The sequence below is a fragment of the Wolbachia endosymbiont (group A) of Cydia amplana genome (assembly GCF_964028495.1).
Classification (GTDB): Bacteria; Pseudomonadota; Alphaproteobacteria; order Rickettsiales; family Anaplasmataceae; genus Wolbachia; species Wolbachia pipientis.
In genome coordinates, this window is the sequence record NZ_OZ034792.1 from 263,717 (window position 1) to 281,786 (window position 18,070).

Below are 18,070 nucleotides of genomic sequence, written 5' to 3' on the forward strand. Positions count from 1 at the left end.
TAAACATGGCGGTAAAACAAAGTTGATAATTTTATTCCGCTGTGTATAATTTCAACAAACTCCGCGGAATAAACATATGAGTGAACCAATAATTGGCAGAGAAAAAGAAATAGCTATTCTACAAGACAAACTTCTTTCTCAATCAGCCGAATTTATTGCTGTTTATGGTCGGCGTCGTGTAAATGTTGTATTATCTGCATTTTATCAGCATAATATAGAAGTAATGTAATGCAGATATTATGCCGATGCCAAATTATACGATTACTTCTAAAATTGCTAATTGCCTTATGAGGATTGAAGCAGCAAAAGAAAAAGTGTTACATTTGCCACTCACTGTATCGATGCTCTCGTCCCTTCGTGAAACTGCACGGCTTTATACCACACACTATTCTACTATGATTGAAGGAAATCGACTTGAGCCTAAACAGATTGAAGAGGTTTTAAGTGGTAAAAGCCACTTTCCAAAATATAGGAGAGATGAAAATGAGGTTAAAGGATATTATGCAGCTTTAACCCAAGTTGAACAATGGGCAGCGAGAACGATCCCTATTACTGAGAAAGCCATTCAAACGCTTCATGCCCTAGTAATGGCGAGTGGAAAATCTAAAGTGAAGCCAACCTCTTATCGTGATGGTCAAAACGTTATTCGTGATAGCCGTACACGTGCAATAATTTATATGCCCCCTGAAGCAAAGGATGTACCAAAGCTCATGAGCAGTATGATTGATTGGATTCGTGACAGTGAGCAAGTGCCTTGCCCAATTATTGCAGGTATTGCTCATTATCAATTTGTAACAATTCACCCTTACTATGACGGTAATGGTCGTACTGCAAGATTGTTGACTACATTAATTTTACACCTTGGTGGATATGACCTAAAAGGGCTTTATTCATTGGAAGAATATTATGCTAAGAATCTAGGAGCTTATTATGAGGCAATCAGTGTAGGTCCATCGCACAATTATTATATGGGACGAGCTGAAGCAGATATCACTAAGTGGGTGGAGTATTTCGTAGAAGGTATGGCAAATTCATTTGAGAACGTTTTACAACGTATAAATGAAGAAGAATACCACACTGATCAGACTGATCTTATACGTAAACTTGATCCTAAACAACGCAAAGCTCTTGAGCTCTTCCAGGAGTTTTCCGCTATTACAGCTAGTCAGGTTGGCGAACTATTTAATTTTAAGCCTCGTACTAGTGCGCAACTTTGTAAAAAGTGGGTGGAAATGGGGTTTATCAAGATTGTAGATTTTTCCAATAGAGGAAGGAAATACAAACTTAGTAAGCAATATGAAGATTTGATCTCAAATTAACTGAAAGCTCGCTAGACAGTGCATAGGTCAAATTTCAATAAAGTGCTTGAAAACTAGATATAAACTTAAAATTTTAAAAACTGGAATATGTACAACAACTTACGCGACTTCATCAAAGCCTTAGAAGAAAAAAAAGATCTGATTAGGATTAAGGAGGAAGTTTCAACAGTTCTTGAAATGACAGAAATTCATCGCAGAGTTTTGTCAAGCAAAGGGCCAGCGATCATTTTTGAAAATGTTATCACAGAAAATGGCAAAAATTCGATTCCAGTTTTGGTGAATTTATTTGGTACTATTAAGAGGATTGCATTGGGGTTGAACATAAATCCTGATGAACTAAGAGATCTTGGTAAACTTTTAGCATTTTTGCAATCGCCTGAGCCGCCAAAAAACTTTAAGGATGCTATAAAAATGTTTCCTTTGTTGAAAGTCGTGTTATCGATGCGAAGTAAAGTCGTGAGCAAGGCTCCATGTCAAGAGGTAGTGCTAACCGGAGATGAAGTGGACCTAAGTCTACTGCCCATTCAAACATGCTGGCCAAATGAACCTGCACCACTTATCACCTGGCCGATTGTGGTAACAAAAGGACCCACGAAAGAAAAGCAAGATAATTTTAATCTTGGAATATATCGTATGCAGGTTATAGATAAAAAAACAACACTAATGCGTTGGCTTGCACAAAGAGGTGGCGCAACTCACCACAAACGATGGAAAGAGAAGGAACAAAATATGAAATTTCCTGCTGCTGCTGTGATCGGTAGTGATCCTGCAACGATTATTGCTGCAGTAACTCCAGTGCCAGAAACATTGTCAGAATACCAATTTGCTGGACTGCTGCGAAAGAAGCCGCTTGAGCTGGTAAATTGTAGGACTATTCCACTTCAAGTACCAGCTCACGCGGAAATCGTTCTGGAAGGCTATGTGAGTTTGGATAGATATCAAGACGAAGGGCCATACGGAGATCACACCGGCTACTATAATTCTGTTGAGCAATTTCCTGAATTTAATATTACTGCAATTACTATGCGTAAAAACCCGATATATCTTAGCACTTTCACTGGCAAGCCACCTGATGAACCATCGATTCTTGGTGAAGCACTCAATGAAATTTTTGTGCCCATTCTTATCAATCAATTTCCAGAGATAGTGGACTTTTATCTGCCACCGGAAGGTTGCTCATATAGAATAGCGGTAGTGTCGATAAAAAAATCCTATCCAGGGCAGGCAAAAAGAATTGTTATGGGCATACTTTCCTTTCTAAAGCAATTTTTATACACGAAGTTTATTATCGTTGTTGATGATGATATAAATATACGTGATTGGAAGGAAGTGATGTGGGCAATGTCAACGAGGATGGACCCTGTGCGTGATACAATCATGATAGAAAATGCACCTATTGATTATTTAGACTTTGCTTCCCCTGAAAGTGGACTTGGAGGTAAAATGGGATTTGATGCGACAAATAAAATCCCGCCTGAAACCAAACGAGAGTGGGGAAAGAAAATTGAGATGAGTGAGGAAATAGTAAGAAAAGTCACGGAAAAGTGGGAGGAATATATGGACTAGACTTCTTGCATAAAAGCAGAAAAAAGTTTGGCGTTTTTTATAATGCCGTAATTAGCATTAACTGATAATTGTGATTTAAGTTCGTCACAGTGCCCTTTTTTTGTCATCCTATAGCTATACCGCCGCGGTATCTCTTAGCCGCTAACAAGTAGTGGGATGACGAGCTTATCGTCATCCTGCCGCGAACCGTCATACCGCGATTCATTCGCGGTATCTCAGCCGCTAACAAGCAGCGGGATACTTAGGGATGACGGTTGTTGTTTAGCTGTAAATATTAAGAAATTTACCAAATGAAAAAAAAGGCAAAAGAAGCCCTGGGGTTATTATCCGCTTTAAAATATTGGCGTTTTTTATGTTTTAAACGCTTGACAAGCGAGATTCAGCCGCTTTTAATTGCAACTAACTTACGCTGCAAATGTTTAAGAAATTTACTAAGCAGAAAAAAAGACAAAGAATCCCCAAGTTAGCTAGTCTTTTACTATCTCTGTCGAGTATTGGCATTTTTTGATGTCTTGTAACGCTTTATAAGCGCGTTCAGCTTATTTAGATAAAAATCTAGATGTAGATGAAGTTTTGTAAAGACATACAGTATCTATATACTGCAAAAAATTGAACATAAGACGCCGATACATTAAGTAATCCTTACCTTTTAATCTGCAGATTGGCGAAAGCAAATACAATAGCTTCACTATCATGATAAGGGCGCTGGCGAAGGGTGTCAAGCAATTTTCGTTTCTGCGAGTACCTGAGTTTATTGACTTCATTAGAGCCAAAACTCTTGAGACCTAGGTGATAATTCTATCTAAAAGGATGCCAAAAAAGAGAAGCAACCCTACGTAGGAATTATTTTTAAATATGGACATGCATTGACTGGGATCGTCAGGATTGAAATTTTTGTATTGGCGGTGAAATATGAACCCTACGGCAAGTAGAGCAATATAAAAAATGTTATTTAATGATGATAAAATACCAGCATATAGCCACGTCATAAGAGATATTGAATAAAATCTTTTCAACCAAGATTTTGTTGTATCACCAAAATATAATGCGGTAGATTTCATCCCGAGTTTTTCATCATCTTTTTTATCTTGATGGGCGTATATGGTGTCATAGCTAAGTGTCCAAAAGACGCATCCTATATAAAACAGCAAGGATTCTATACTGATCTGGTTTGTTATTGCTGCTGAGCCCATGAGCGATCCCATATTGAAGGTAAACCCTAAGAACAATTGTGGCCACCAAACATACCGCTTTAATAAAGGGTAAGTAGCTATCATACACATTGAGATTATTCCAAGTATAAGTGTAGTTTTATTAGTTAATAATAAGATTACCAGGTCAATAGACAGTAGCAGTGAAAGTAAAGCTAAAGCCTGCTTTATGTTTAATGCACCACTTGCAAGTGGCCTATATTTTGTTCGTTCAACGTGCGCATCTATTTTTCTATCGAAGATATCATTGATTATGCACCCTGCGGGTCTCATTAAAAATGCACCTATAGTAAACAAAACAAGGAGAAAAAGAACCTGATACGATAGAGAAGTTGAGGCTAAAAGAATACCGCTCAAACTGGGAAATAGCACAAGCCACAAACCCGTTAAACTGTGCAACCTCATTAATGAAAAGTAACGATTGAAATGCATTAATTAAGTGTGATTATGTAATATTTTGCTTACATTAACAAAATTATCGAACGCTAAGTCAGGCTTGAAAACTAGTTCAGGTATAAATCGCAAATCAACATAACACAGTATAGATTTACGTATTGACCATGCAGATTGGTTCATTTCATTAACAACGGTGTTAAGATCACAATTATTCTCAGAAGGATCTCCAGTGCGTCTTTTTTCTGGATCTAAGTAGTCAGCTACTTGAATATTCAATGAAGATAACACAATATATACATCTGCTTTTTTCAAATCTTTACTTAATTTTACGTCAGATACCGCTACATTTTTATTGAACACCTTACCTTCCATTAGAATTCTTGATATTGCTCTATGCAATACCGATGCTATCTTTAGGTTTCTAATTTCCTTTTTCATATCCAGCTACTATAACACCCTTTCTTCTTGCACTAATTGATAAGCTTCCAAAATATCTCCAACTTTAATATCGATATTACCCTCTAGTGATACTCCGCATTCAAAGTTTACACCTACTTCTTTAACATCATCTTTAAATCTACGTATTGCTTTTAACTTTCCTTCATGCACCAATTTGCCACCACGCACTACCTTAATTAAAGAATCTTTTTTTATGACTCCATCACTTACATAACATCCAATGATATTACCAGCTTTAGATACATTAAATATTTGCCTTACAGATGCAGAACCAACACGAACCTCTCGTGTAACAGGCTTTAACATTTTAGTTAAATACATTCTCATGTCGTCAATGAGCTCGTATATTATGTTATAAGTATGTATTTCTATACCTTTTTGTTTTGCCAAGTCCCTTATTTTTGAGTCCACTTTTACATTAAAAGCTAAAATTACTGCACTTGATGCTTCTGCAAGCAGCACATCTGAATCTGTTATCCCTCCTACTGCTTTGTGTAGGATATTTAATTTCACTTGGTCTTTACCGAGTTTATCAATTGAACTTGATATTGCTTCAATAGAACCAGTTACATCGCACTTTAAAACTACAGATAGTTCTTCTGTTTCGCTGTTATTACGACTGAATATATCTAAATTATTGTCGCCCAAATCTTCTTTCTTTTTCTTGATTAACTCTAGCCTGTATTCAACAATTTCACGCGCCTGCTTTTCAGAATTTACAACAACAAATTTATCTCCAGCATTTGGTACACCATTTAGACCAGTAATTTCAATTGGAGCGGAGGGTAGTGCTGCTTTTTCTCTTTGACCAAGGTGATTAACCATACTACGTACTTTACTGTATGTTGTACCAACTACCAATATATCACCAACCTTTAACGTTCCTTCCTCAACTATCAATGTAGCTGATATTCCTTTCGCTTTATCTATTTTGGATTCTATTACCCATCCAAGTGCTCGACAATCTTCTATTGCTTCTAGCTTCATTAATTCAGCGATTAACAAAATCGTCTCTTCTAGTTTATCTAAATTAGTTTTCTTTTTTGCTGATACTGGCACAATCATAACATCACCACCAAGCTCTTCAGGAATGAGATCATATTGAGGTAAGCTACTCATTACTTTCTCCACATCACCAGGCTCAGATTTATCAATTTTATTAATAGCAACTATAATAGAAACATTTGCTGCTTTTGCATGATTTATTGCTTCAACTGTTTGTTTCATGATTCCATCGTCAGCTGCAACTACTATTACAACTATATTAGTAATATTGGCACCACATGCACGCATCGCAGTGAACGCTTCATGTCCTGGTGTATCAATGAAAGTAATTTTTTGCTTATCTTTTGTTATTATTTGATAAGCACCTATGTGTTGAGTTATGCCACCTGACTCTCTTTCTGCAACATTAGATTCACGAAATGCATCGAGCAATGAGGTTTTACCATGATCGACGTGTCCCATAAAAGTGACGATTGGTGGTTTAGGTTTTTTAGGCAGGCTTTCTCTGCCTTCTATAAAAAATAAATCTTTTTCTCTGTTGGTATCGCTCACTCGTTTAGCCGTATGATTAAATTTTTCCACTATTTCACATGCTATATCTGGATCCACCAGATCATCTACTCTATAACTCTCACCGACTTCTTCTTTGAACATTTTTAGCACACTCTTGCTATCTTCTGCCATGCGAATAGATAACTCCCTGATAGTTATTTTTTCTGGTATAATAACTTCTCTTGATATATTTTTACCCTTAGTAAACTTTGACTTTCTACCTCTTATACCAAACCTTTGCTTAAATACAGGGGGTTGTTCAGTTTTTTCATCTATTGCCTGTGCAATTACCAGTTTAGAATGCTTAGAATATATATCTTTGTTGACTTTAAAAGACTTTTTATCGTTGTCCTCATGGTCAATACTATCTTCTTTTGGTTCAACTAAGTGGGTATTACTTAAAACTTGCTTATTTATTTCCTTAGATAAAGCGTCCGCTTCATTTTTCTCGTCAATCTCTTTATTGCTGTCTTCTTTTGCTGTTTTCTCTTTTTCTTCTCTCTGATTTCTTTCTTTCAGCAAAGCAGCATTCTGCACAGCATTAATGCGGAAAATTTGTTCTTTCTCTGTTAAAGAACCTAATTTACTCTCGTCAAATAAATTATGTTCTTCTGCATCATGAGATTTTTTTCTTCTTTTTTTTACTACTGTAGCTCCAGTACTTGGGCTAGCTGAAGAGTTTAAATTGAGGTCTAATTTAAGCTTGCTTAAACCTTGGAGCGTTAATTTTTTATCACTGATATCTTCATTATTCATATTATTTTATTATATTAATCCAAGCTTTTTACGTGCTTCTATGATTATTGAATCTACTGTATCTTTTAGATCTTCTTTGCTATCGGATGAGGAAGAGAGTATGCTGCAAAACTCATAACTTGATAAATCTGCTATGTCCTCTAAAGTCTTAATATCATGCTTACTAAGAGCAATTTTATTGTCTATTGATAAAGTTAAATTGATTACATCATCCTCCATACCTAAACTTTTTAGCTCTTCTATTTTTCTATCATTTTCTGCTTTCAGGTACTTATTTGCTCTATTGTGAAGTTCGTTTGCAATATCTTCATTAAAGCCCTCTATTGAAGCAAGCTCTTTAATTGAAGCGCTAGATATGTCTTCTACACTTGAAAAACCTTCTGTTACCAATAGCTGACCCATAATCTCTTCTAAGTTTAAAGCTTCAGCAAATAAAGCTGAACATTGACTAAGTTCTTTACTTCGCCTTTCTGATTCTTGCTGAGTGCTTAATATCTCAATTTTCCATCCAACAAGCTCTGAAGCTAATCTTACATTCTGGCCCTTTTTTCCTATCGCTAAACTCAATTGATCTTCAGCAACTATTAACTCTATGCAATTTTCATTTTCATCAATAATAACCTTCGATACTTCTGCAGGAGTAATGGCTTTAATAACAAATTGACCCAAATCTGAGGAGTAATTTATAACGTCAATTTTTTCACCATTTAATTCGTGTATAATAGTTTTTATTCTATCTCCCTTAACTCCAACACAAGCACCTACTGGATCAATGTTCTTGTCGGGAGAGAAAACGGCAACCTTAGACCTTGAACCAGCATCTCTAGCTATACCTTTAATTGTCACTAATCCGTCAGCAATTTCTGGTATTTCTTGATTTAATAATGCCTCCAAAAAGCCTTCATGAGTCCTAGAAAGAATAATTTGACGTCCATCATCAGAGCGCTTAACAGTCTGTATGTAAGCTTTAACCTTATCACCTTCACGAAATGATTCACCACCAGTTAAATTTCGCAATGGAAGATATGCCCTAGTGCCATTTATGTCTATAATAAGATCTGAATATTCTACTTGTTTAACAATACCATACCTTATTTCTCCCACCTTATCTTTAAATTCCTCATATTGCTTTTTTGACTCTTCATCTTTAATTATTTGAGCAATCTTTTGCTGGGCAATTCTTGCTGAAGCAAGATCAGTGTTAAGAGAGAGTAATTCACTAACAGTATCTCCAACTTTTGCATCTCCTTTTATTAATTTAGCTTGTGTAAGCGTAATTGATTCACACTCGGTATTCTCTTTTTCATTTGATTCATCATCAATAACTTTTAGTTTTCTATATGAAGTAACTTTGCCTGTGTTTCTATCTATATCAACTACAATTTTACTTTTGCTACCATATTTTTGATGAGCCACTGCTTCTATAGCACTTTCTAGTGCCTTTATTACAACATCAAAATCTAAACCTTTTTGAAGTGAAAGCTCTCCTGCTGTTTTTATTACATCAAGGCTTCCAACTATGTTATTCTTGTTACTTTTCTGCTTAACACTGCTTTTACGATTAGCAATCATAATAAATAAATCCAATGTAATTAGTTATAATTATAGCTCCAACGGGCAAAGAACACTATCTTAAATGTTAAATGATTGCTAATTTAAGTCAAGTTTTTTCATGTTTTTGTATAACAAGCAACGCAGGAGTAAAGAATAAAGTTAAAACCGTTGCAGCCAATATTCCACTTGCTATGGTTGTTGAAATGTCAACCCACCACTGGCTTGATGGAGCATCATATGTGATTTGTAGCGTAAAAAAATTGATATTTAACCTGGTAATCATCGGTATTAAACCAAGAACTGTGGTTGCAACGGTAAGCAATATTGGCCTAACGCGAGAAATTGCAGCGTTTATTACACATCGCTTGATGTCATTTTTGTGTACCTTAATTTGGTGATGAAAGGCATCAAGCAATAGTATGTTATTATTTACTATAATTCCTGCCAAAGCAATTATCCCCACTCCACACATAACAACTACGAAAACTTGTTGGATAAGAAAGAAAACAAAAAACACACATGTTGTGGATAAAAACACTGCTGTCATTACGATAAATGTATGGTATACATTATTAAACTGTGTCACTAATACCAATATCATTAGTGTAATCGCTAATATAAAAGCCTTTAACAAAAATGCTCCTGATTTTTGTTGATCTTCTTTGTCGCCTTTAAAATCAATTTTTACTCCCTTGTCCCAATCCTGGGCAATAGAATTCTGAATGAACTTTACTCTTTCATCAACAAGATAGCCAGTATCAACGTCAGCAGAGATTGTCACTGTGCGTAATCCATCAATCCTGTTTAGTTTGTTTACCTTTTTTTCGGGAGCATATTTTACTATATTGCTCATAGGATACGGGCCATTAACTGTATTGATAAAAAGATTGTCTATAGTCTTCATGTTGCGATCCTTTCCAGGGAAACGGAGTACAATATCGATTTCTTCATCCGTGTTATTTGGTCTATATTTTCCAATCAACACTCCATTTGTAACCATCTTTATAAAATCGCCAATGGTTGCAACACTTACTTCAGAGCTTGTAGCCTTATTCTTATCAACACTCATATTCCACTCTATTTCAGGTGCTGATCTGCTATCTTGAATATTTATAAACCCGGATGAAGGTTGGTTCATAATTTCTAGAATTTTCTCTGCTGCTAAATTCAAACTGGATGCACTCCCGCTGAGGTTGATTTGTATTGGCTTGTCAGCCGACGGTCCTGGCTTTTCCTCTTGAACATTAATTATTATTCCTTTCATGTCTTGCACACTGCTCCTTATATCATTTAGTATGTGCTTAGCTTTGCGCCTGAAGCGCCAATCCATAAGTTCTAGTTGTATTCTGGCGATAACGTTGTCTGAAAATGCTCCTGATCTAGCATAAGAAACATGAATTTCTTTTTCAATGCTCAAAATGCGTTCTTCCACTTCTTTGAGTATCAGATCTCGTGCTTTGGCTGATAAGCTTTCTTTTGCTTTAACACTGATTAAAATATTATCTGAATCCACTTTCGGAAAAAACTTTACTCCAGGACCAAAAGTAAAGTACAGCACACTAAATGAAAACAAAACGAATACAGTAGCACATACGAATTTTTTAGGATGATCCAAAACCTTCTCTAGCATTCGTACGTAAGCTCTTATTATAGGCCCAGCATTTTTTATTTCACCACTTTCGATAGCATTCATTTTTTCAATTTCTTCCTTTGAAGTTACTGATGGCTTTCCAAAGATTGCACCAAGTGTTGGTATAAAAACCAGAGCCATAATGAGCGATCCGGTTAAAGTTAAAATTATTGTAATTGGTATATACTGCATGAATTTTCCCACAGTATCAGGCCAGAGTAGTAAAGGAAAAAACACTGCCAATTTAGTTAACGTTGATGATAAGACCGGATAAAACATATCACGAACTGAAGTGTGAAAGGCTTCTACTTTGCCCATTCCGCAGATCATCTTTCTATCGGCATATTCGCTGATCACAATTGCATCATCAACCAGCATGCCAACAGCCATAATTAAACTGAAGAGCACAACGATATTTAAGGTTATACCCATAAAGTAAAGAGCTATTATCCCAATGAGAAAGGAACCGGGTATCGAGAGTGCCACAAGAATAGCAATCCTTGTTCCCATAGAAAGCATCATTATGATCAATATTAACAACACAGCAAATATTATGCCGTTTTCCAAGTCATCAAGCACATCGCGGACGTTTTTTGACTGGTCGTTTAAGTACACCACTTTTAAATTTTCAGGTAATTGATCTTTTGCCTTATCCATTAAGTATTTTACTTGATTTACTGTGTCTATTATGTTTTTTCCGTTACGTTTTGAAATTTCTAGCACGACACTAGGTAATCCATTAATGCGAGCAAACCCTTGGTGATCTTCAAACCTAGGGTATACTTTTGCTATATCTTTTATTCTCAAAACTGCATCGCCTTGAGATCTAATAGGAATATTCATAATATCTTCTATATCTTTTAGTAATCCTGATATTTTAATCGAATATTTACCGGTGTCATTTTCCAGTGATCCAGCTCCCACTAGTCTATTATTGCTTGATATAGCTTGGAATATTTCGTTTGATTGAATGTTATATTTTGTTAGAACTGTGGGCTCAATTATAACTTCCACTGTTTCTTTACGCATACCCGCCACTTCAACTTTGAGAACATTTGGCAGAGATTCTATTTCTTTCTTTAGCTTGCGTGCTATTTCAGTTAAGGCTCTTTCTGGCAAATTACCAATTAAGCCGACATTGAGTATCGGAAATAAGCTCAAGTTTATTTCATTGATTATCGGAGATTCCGCTTCAAAAGGTAACTTCGATTTTATGTTTGAAAGCTTTGAACGAACATTATCGAGCACTTCTTTATTATCATACTCTGTTCCAAATTCGAGTATCATGTGAGCACCATCATTAGTTGCAAAAGCTCTCAATTCTCTTACACCTTCGATGGATCTTAGTTCATTTTCTATAGGAAGCACTAATAGCTTTTCACTATCTTGAGCAGAAATCCCAGGAAGTCCAACAAACACGCTGATTATAGGAATCTGTATATCAGGATTGCTTTCCCTTGGCATTTTTATATAAGCGTATGAACCGAAGATAAAAATTACTATAAGTAATAATACCACCGCCCTGTTTCGTTCTATGAGTAAGCTCTGCATGTTGAATGTTAGCTGAATATGTGTGTTTGTACAATATTATAGTCGAGATACATTGCATATTAATTAATCCTTGTGTAGCTTTAAAACTTTATGCAAATAATTAAAATTTTCGCAAAATTGCAAGTATAAGAAAATTCCTGTATAATAATTCTAGAACAGTATTTGAGAGGTTATTATGGTGGCAATTCTAAATATAACAAAAGGCAAAAATAAAGTTATTGTGTCTGGATTAGCTGGAGCTTTATCAGCTTTAATATTTTTAACAGCAATCCACATTGCCGCAAAGATAGCCATTATCGTTTCTGCTGCTGCAGTTACTTACTTATTACTTTCGCTGATTCATAAAATAAGAACTAAAAAAGAACAGCCTGAAATTACTGGTGTTTCAGGAGAGAAAGTTTCAGAAGATGAAGGGTATAGCAGTGTTGATGAAGGTGAAGAAAAAGATACCGCAAAAGAACCAGAAAAAACTGAAACTGAGTTAGAAGAAGAAATAATAAGGAAAAGAGCACAAGAACGCATGGAGAAAGGATCACTTGGTGGTCCTATAAATGCGTTTGGCGAACCAATTCATGTGACTATAGATGCTGAAAATAGTAATCCTGTTGATTATACAAAAACTATGGTAGTGCCTGAGGAAATTATTCTTAGCATGCTAAATGATAAAACTCTTACACAAAATAACTCTAGCTCTATAAAGAATCAGATGAAACCTCTTCCTGAGCACATCGATGTGCCTGGTAATCCACTTCCTGGGCAAGTGTTAAGCAATCTAGAGCTTGAATCTAAAAGCACGCAGAAACTATCTGCTTTAGACTTGCTATTACAGTGCAAAAATGTAGATAATGATGTAAAAAAAATGCTAAAACAGCCAATTACCCAAAAGGGGTTTAACGGATTAGGATTTGATAGATAGTTGTTATATTAACCTCTCCATCTCATATTGAGGATCAGATGCAATGCCGTAGACCCTATTTGGCGGAGCAATTTTGTTCTCTATACCAAAAACCATACCTTCAATTATTGCTGTGAGTACTTTTTCAAGGTCACAATCTGCTCCGGGAACGCGGTGCTCTAGGCGGCATCTTTTGAAATCGTTGCCAAAATAGGGAATTCTTATCGCAGCAGTTCTGTTATTTACTCCCCAACTAATCGTAGTTGGAGTGTGAATATCCGGATACTGAAATCTTAAATATGAATCATCATTTGGAGCAAAAAACAACATATGTTTTTTCATCATTGCACATAATCCACCAATACTATGAATCAGATAGTCACTGTACTTTTGCTCATTGATATAAAATAAGTTACCGTTATTTGAATTCACGAGATTAACATGCACATTTAATGCACTGCCTGCTCTATCCAAATAAGGCTTTGCTTTAAAAGAAACATTCCCACCTAGTTTTTGTGCTGTTTCAGTAAGTGATTGTTTTGCTAACTCAAAATGCTTAATTAAATTGTAGGAGTTCGTATAACAACCACTTTTTATCTCATACTGATGTGTAGAATTCTCCTTCTCGCAAGAAAATTCAAGAGATGCTATTTTATTTTTGATGCTATTCAGAAATAAGTATTCTTTTTCTATTCCTTCAATGTAAAACTCTAGTTCAATACCTAATACAGCATAACAACTCAAATTACTTAATATAATCATAAATTTGCTTCAGTAAATCTATATTAGGTTAGCTATATTTATATGAATACTTTACTTATTTGCCAGTAAATTTAACATCTTATTTATACATAATGTATTACTGTTTTTAATAGCATGCTTCTAATCCTCGATACAAGCGACATTTACAAATTTTTCATTTTTTTGAAATAAAAATGATCAATTTTAATGTTTTTATACCCTTTACAACCCATCAAAAAATCACCATAATTTTTAGTATGTATTAAGTAGTATTAGCTTTTCATTTTGCAGTAGGCTATTGATTATCTTATATTTTTCTAATTATTGCTTTTTTCTTGGTGTGGTATATGAACTTAACTAGCCCTAAGGTTTCTACTATGTTTTTTGATCAGATTATTACAGTAACGGATCACAATGTTACTTGGGAAAAAATCCAAAATTGTCTTTATAATCTTTATGGAGAAGCAACATATAATAGCTGGCTGAGTTCACTAAAATTTGTCAGTAGCAGAAATGGGGAAGTTCTTTTATCCGTGTCAACAAGGTTTATAAAAGAGTGGATTACAGTTCATTACATGAAAAAAATATTATCATTATGGCAAAGCGAAGATAAAAGTATACGTTCTATTGATATTCAAGTAATTGAGGAGAGGAATTCAAATTTTAATGTTATACTAAAAAACAGAGAGGAAAGTAATCATAATCTTGGTTCGCCGCTGGATCCAAGGTTCACCTTTGATAATTTTGTAGTGGGAAAGCCAAATGAATTAGCATTTACGGCGGCAAAGCGTGTGGCAGAATCTATAGATCCAATATTAGGCAGCAATCCTTTGTTTCTATATGGTGGAGTGGGACTTGGTAAAACACATCTAATGCATGCTATAGCTTGGCACATAGTCAATTCCCCATCAGCAAAAAGAAAAGTGGTGTATTTATCAGCAGAGAAATTCATGTACCAATATATTACAGCGCTGCGAAGCAAAGATATTATGTTATTTAAAGAGCAATTTAGATCAGTAGATGTATTGATGGTAGATGATGTGCAATTTATCAGTGGTAAAGATAGTACACAAGAAGAATTTTTTCACACTTTCAATGCATTGATAGACCAAAATAAACAATTGGTTATATCAGCTGATAGGTCTCCTAGTGATCTTGATGGAGTGGAAGAAAGAATAAAATCACGACTCGGTTGGGGGTTGGTGGCAGATATTAATGAAACAACTTTTGAATTAAGGCTTGGTATATTGCAGGCAAAAGTGGAGCAGATGAATATGTATGTTCCGAAAGATGTCCTAGAGTTTTTAGCAAGGAACATAAAATCTAATATAAGAGAATTAGAAGGAGCATTAAATAAGGTTACCCATACCTCATTAATTGGAAGAAGTATGACGGTAGAATCAGCTAGTGAAACCCTAATCGATCTTCTTAGGTCAAATCATAGGTCAGTCACAATAGAAGAAATACAAAAGAAAGTAGCTGAATTTTTCAATATAAAGGTTGCAGATATGCAATCCAATAGAAGGCTTCGCAGTCTTGCAAGGCCAAGACAAATAGCTATGTATTTTGCCAAAAAATTTACGCAAAAAAGCCTACCAGATATTGGGAGAAACTTTGGTGGCAGAGACCATGCTACTGTTATACATGCAGTAAAACAAGTAGAAAATTTTATAAAGACCGACTCAAAATTTGCTGATGAAATCAATCGATTAAAAAAAATGTTTAAGTAGCGTTTTTAAAATAGCTAATAACAAATCCTAAAATGAATCGACTATAGTTTTAATCCGTTTAAGTTTAAAATCTTCTGTTAGCTTCGCAGAATACATTTCCTTATTGTGTTGATTATAGAAGGTAAATTCGTGATCATCTAAATTTAGTATTGCAAAGCCAAAGCCAAAAAAGTTTCTAACCTCGTGTGCTAAGTAGTTTTTACCATTTAAATAGTCAAATTCTACATTTTGATAAACAGATTCTTGATCTTGAGCGTGTAATGATGCACCACCGTTTCCAACTATAATTTGGTCTGGAACATTATCCATTAATAAAATCTGGGCTATATGAATGTGGCCAGAAACTATGGTAGTAACATTGCTTGGAAATTTATCTCCAAAAGCTTCGATTTGTGTAAGATTACCATGGCTTTTTAATGTCAAAAATTCTTTTTTTGGAGATCTCCAAAGCGGTTTATGAGTTAAAAACCACATGGGCTTGTCAGAACTATTTTGTATCAATTTATCAAATTGCCTCTCAAAAGCATCAATTGTGCTTTGGGTTGTAAAAATATCCTCACCGGATGAAGAGTCGAAGATAAAAAATTTCATCGGTCCAGCATCTAAGGACCAACTAGAAACGAAGTTTCCACATTTTTCAGACGAAAAGGGGTATGAATCTAGATACCTGAACCATCCTTCATAAGCTCTATCACAACTCTCATGGTTTCCACGAACAAAAAGGAAAGGGGATTGTGATAAAATATCCTTTGCAGGCTCAAACCAATCAGCGTACCAAACTTCTTTATTGTATCCATAAATATCGCCACACTTTTTTGTATTTCTACATTTTGTTTGTCTATAATGATAATCACCAACATGGATAATTAAATCTGGTTTATGAAGGGCGATTGAATCTAAATTTTTTTTTAAAGGCCAGCTATCTACCGAATTACATTCCTGCTGAAATAACATATTTATTCTACAGCCCGTGTCACCAATGAAAGCAATTTTATTAACCTTTTTTGGTAATATAGGAACCCGTAGATTCTCAATACTAATGTTTTTGGCACTTGTTTGTACTGTCAGTTCACAAACTGTTTCGTTATGATCACCATTGTTAATTGAGCTGCGATTCAGCATTTCTGTTTCCTCGCCATCAACATAAACAATGGGACACATGTCATTGTCCGTAATTGCGCGTATGCTTAGTTTATTTTCTGGGATAACTTGAGACCATGTGTATAATATTTGTGCATGGACGAAATGAAAGCTAGTTATAAGAGAGAGAGCTAAAAAAATAAAGATATTAGCTATATTCATTTGTATAAAAACCTAAGTTAAAAATTAGTAGTAAGGTTATCTTAAATGATTAAAATTTATAATCACAAAATTCATAATCAAATTATACAAACAATTTCTAAATTATTCTAGTATCAGATTGACACTCTAGATGAAAAATTCTAAAATGATTAAGTAATTTAAAATAATTATATAAAAACTAGAATATAGTGCGGCCGTGGTGGAATTGGTAGACACGCAGCGTTGAGGTCGCTGTGGCTCATAAGGCCTTGGAAGTTCAAGTCTTCTCGGCCGCACCAGTTTTTATCGCTGTTTAATATGGGTAAAAATGTTTATAGGAAATCAGAGTAGCAATAAGGTAGAAAGAGCTATCAGCGAAATCAGGCGCGGTCGGCCAATTGTAATATATGATGAAAGTAATTACCTATTGTTTGCTGCTGCTGAGGCTTTAGAAAGAGATTTATTTAATCAATACAAGCTTACATCAAGTAATGTATATGTTACTTTAACTTCAAGTAAGGTAAAATACATATCTCAGAATAAAGAACATAACAGCAAACGTCTGTTGGTGAATAATTTTGATGAACTGCTCTATTTAATAAACTGTTCAAAGGAAGATTGCATAAAAGAGTTGCAATGCTCAAAGACAATAGATGAATGTGCTATTGCCTTGCTTAAGTTCTCAGAATTATTGCCATACGCGTTAGTGGCTGATATGACTTTTGAGAATAACCATGAAATGCGAAATTGGTGCGAGAAAAATGACGTTATTGCACTGGACACGTCATTCATAAATAATTTTCAAGAAAATCAGGATGTATATGAAGTGTGCAAAACATCATTATTTTTAAAACAGACTCAAGAAGTAAATATCATATCTTATAGAACCGAAAGTGGTGGAAGAGAACATCATGCAATTATCATTGGCAATCCAGATAAAGATGACGAACCATTAGTGAGAATTCATTCTTCGTGCTATACGGGTGACTTGTTAGATAGCTTATCATGCGATTGCAGAAGTCAGTTACATCAAGCAATTCAAATGATAGCTGACTTTGGAAGTGGTATTATATTGTATTTGATGCAGGATGGAAGAGGTATTGGTTTAACTAATAAGTTAAGAGCATACAGTATGCAAAGAGAACATAACCTTGATACTGTTGATGCAAATAGAATATTGGGTTTTGAAGATGATGAAAGGAGTTTTGTTGTTGCAGCTAAAATGCTTAAGAAATTGAACATTAACAAAATCCAATTACTTACAAACAATGATAGGAAATTGTCAGAATTGGAAAGTAGTGGTATAGAGGTTACAAAGTGTCTACCACTTATTGTGGAACGTAATAAATATAACGATTCATATATGGAGACAAAGTTTGGTAAGCTAGGCCATAAGTTAAGAGTTTTTTAGCTTTTTTGTTGTA

The 18,070-nt window shown here is 34.9% G+C and carries 14 protein-coding genes and 1 tRNA gene; 8 read left to right on the forward strand and 7 right to left on the reverse strand.

Going from position 1 to position 18,070, the window contains the following annotated elements:
* The first annotated feature begins 76 nt into the window (after nucleotides 1-76).
* The 4 genes from ABWU40_RS01335 (at nucleotide 77) to ABWU40_RS01350 (ending at nucleotide 3,352) form a co-directional block, all read left to right on the forward strand.
* Nucleotides 77-229 (forward strand): hypothetical protein, encoded by a 153-nt coding sequence (locus ABWU40_RS01335; RefSeq protein WP_007548541.1) that lies wholly within the window; start codon nucleotides 77-79, stop codon nucleotides 227-229.
* 10 nt (nucleotides 230-239) lie between these two features.
* Entirely contained in the window at nucleotides 240-1,319 is a 1,080-nt protein-coding gene (locus ABWU40_RS01340) for a Fic family protein (protein WP_141456842.1), read from the forward strand.
* Between the two features lie 87 nt (nucleotides 1,320-1,406).
* Entirely contained in the window at nucleotides 1,407-2,885 is a 1,479-nt protein-coding gene (locus tag ABWU40_RS01345) for a UbiD family decarboxylase (RefSeq protein ID WP_015589507.1), read from the forward strand.
* Nucleotides 2,886-3,175: 290 nt separating this feature from the next.
* Nucleotides 3,176-3,352, forward strand: coding sequence for a hypothetical protein (locus ABWU40_RS01350; RefSeq protein ID WP_179945710.1), 177 nt, complete (start codon nucleotides 3,176-3,178; stop codon nucleotides 3,350-3,352).
* A 318-nt stretch (nucleotides 3,353-3,670) separates the two neighbouring features.
* On the opposite strand, the gene ubiA is transcribed toward ABWU40_RS01350, so the two are convergent.
* The 5 genes from ubiA to ABWU40_RS01375 all read right to left on the reverse strand — a co-directional run bounded on the left by ubiA (nucleotide 3,671) and on the right by ABWU40_RS01375 (nucleotide 11,999).
* Nucleotides 3,671-4,528 carry a 4-hydroxybenzoate octaprenyltransferase gene (gene ubiA / locus ABWU40_RS01355; RefSeq protein ID WP_353279232.1) on the reverse strand — a complete coding sequence of 286 codons (858 nt, stop codon included), beginning with the start codon at nucleotides 4,526-4,528 and terminating at the stop codon, nucleotides 3,671-3,673.
* Between the two features lie 3 nt (nucleotides 4,529-4,531).
* Nucleotides 4,532-4,930 (reverse strand): ribosome-binding factor A, encoded by a 399-nt coding sequence (locus ABWU40_RS01360; protein ID WP_015589509.1) that lies wholly within the window; start codon nucleotides 4,928-4,930, stop codon nucleotides 4,532-4,534.
* 9 nt (nucleotides 4,931-4,939) lie between these two features.
* Nucleotides 4,940-7,264 carry a translation initiation factor IF-2 gene (gene infB, locus ABWU40_RS01365; protein ID WP_353279234.1) on the reverse strand — a complete coding sequence of 775 codons (2,325 nt, stop codon included), beginning with the start codon at nucleotides 7,262-7,264 and terminating at the stop codon, nucleotides 4,940-4,942.
* A 9-nt stretch (nucleotides 7,265-7,273) separates the two neighbouring features.
* On the reverse strand, nucleotides 7,274-8,836 hold the full coding sequence (nusA, locus tag ABWU40_RS01370) for a transcription termination factor NusA (protein ID WP_015589511.1): 1,563 nt from the start codon (nucleotides 8,834-8,836) through the stop codon (nucleotides 7,274-7,276).
* An 88-nt stretch (nucleotides 8,837-8,924) separates the two neighbouring features.
* A complete protein-coding gene (locus ABWU40_RS01375; RefSeq protein WP_353279236.1) occupies nucleotides 8,925-11,999 on the reverse strand; it encodes an efflux RND transporter permease subunit in 3,075 nt (1,024 codons plus the stop codon).
* Nucleotides 12,000-12,174: 175 nt separating this feature from the next.
* On the opposite strand from ABWU40_RS01375, the gene ABWU40_RS01380 reads away from it, so the two are divergent.
* Nucleotides 12,175-12,915, forward strand: a complete 741-nt coding sequence (locus ABWU40_RS01380) for a hypothetical protein (RefSeq protein ID WP_353279238.1) — start codon at nucleotides 12,175-12,177, stop codon at nucleotides 12,913-12,915.
* Nucleotides 12,916-12,918: 3 nt separating this feature from the next.
* On the opposite strand, the gene ABWU40_RS01385 is transcribed toward ABWU40_RS01380, so the two are convergent.
* Complete coding sequence (locus ABWU40_RS01385; RefSeq protein ID WP_015589514.1) at nucleotides 12,919-13,656, reverse strand: glutamine synthetase; 738 nt, start codon at nucleotides 13,654-13,656, stop codon at nucleotides 12,919-12,921.
* Nucleotides 13,657-13,982: 326 nt separating this feature from the next.
* Here ABWU40_RS01385 and dnaA point away from each other — a divergent pair, with 326 nt between their 5' ends.
* Nucleotides 13,983-15,365 (forward strand): chromosomal replication initiator protein DnaA, encoded by a 1,383-nt coding sequence (gene dnaA / locus ABWU40_RS01390; RefSeq protein WP_010962298.1) that lies wholly within the window; start codon nucleotides 13,983-13,985, stop codon nucleotides 15,363-15,365.
* A 27-nt stretch (nucleotides 15,366-15,392) separates the two neighbouring features.
* Here the strand turns inward: dnaA and ABWU40_RS01395 are convergent, their stop codons facing one another.
* Nucleotides 15,393-16,667, reverse strand: a complete 1,275-nt coding sequence (locus tag ABWU40_RS01395; RefSeq protein WP_015588755.1) for a metallophosphoesterase — start codon at nucleotides 16,665-16,667, stop codon at nucleotides 15,393-15,395.
* Between the two features lie 190 nt (nucleotides 16,668-16,857).
* Between ABWU40_RS01395 and ABWU40_RS01400 the strand changes: the two genes are divergently transcribed.
* Both ABWU40_RS01400 and ABWU40_RS01405 read left to right on the forward strand, forming a co-directional pair.
* Nucleotides 16,858-16,945, forward strand: a tRNA-Leu gene (locus ABWU40_RS01400).
* Between the two features lie 29 nt (nucleotides 16,946-16,974).
* Nucleotides 16,975-18,057, forward strand: coding sequence for a GTP cyclohydrolase II (locus ABWU40_RS01405; protein ID WP_015588756.1), 1,083 nt, complete (start codon nucleotides 16,975-16,977; stop codon nucleotides 18,055-18,057).
* Nucleotides 18,058-18,070: the final 13 nt, after the last annotated feature.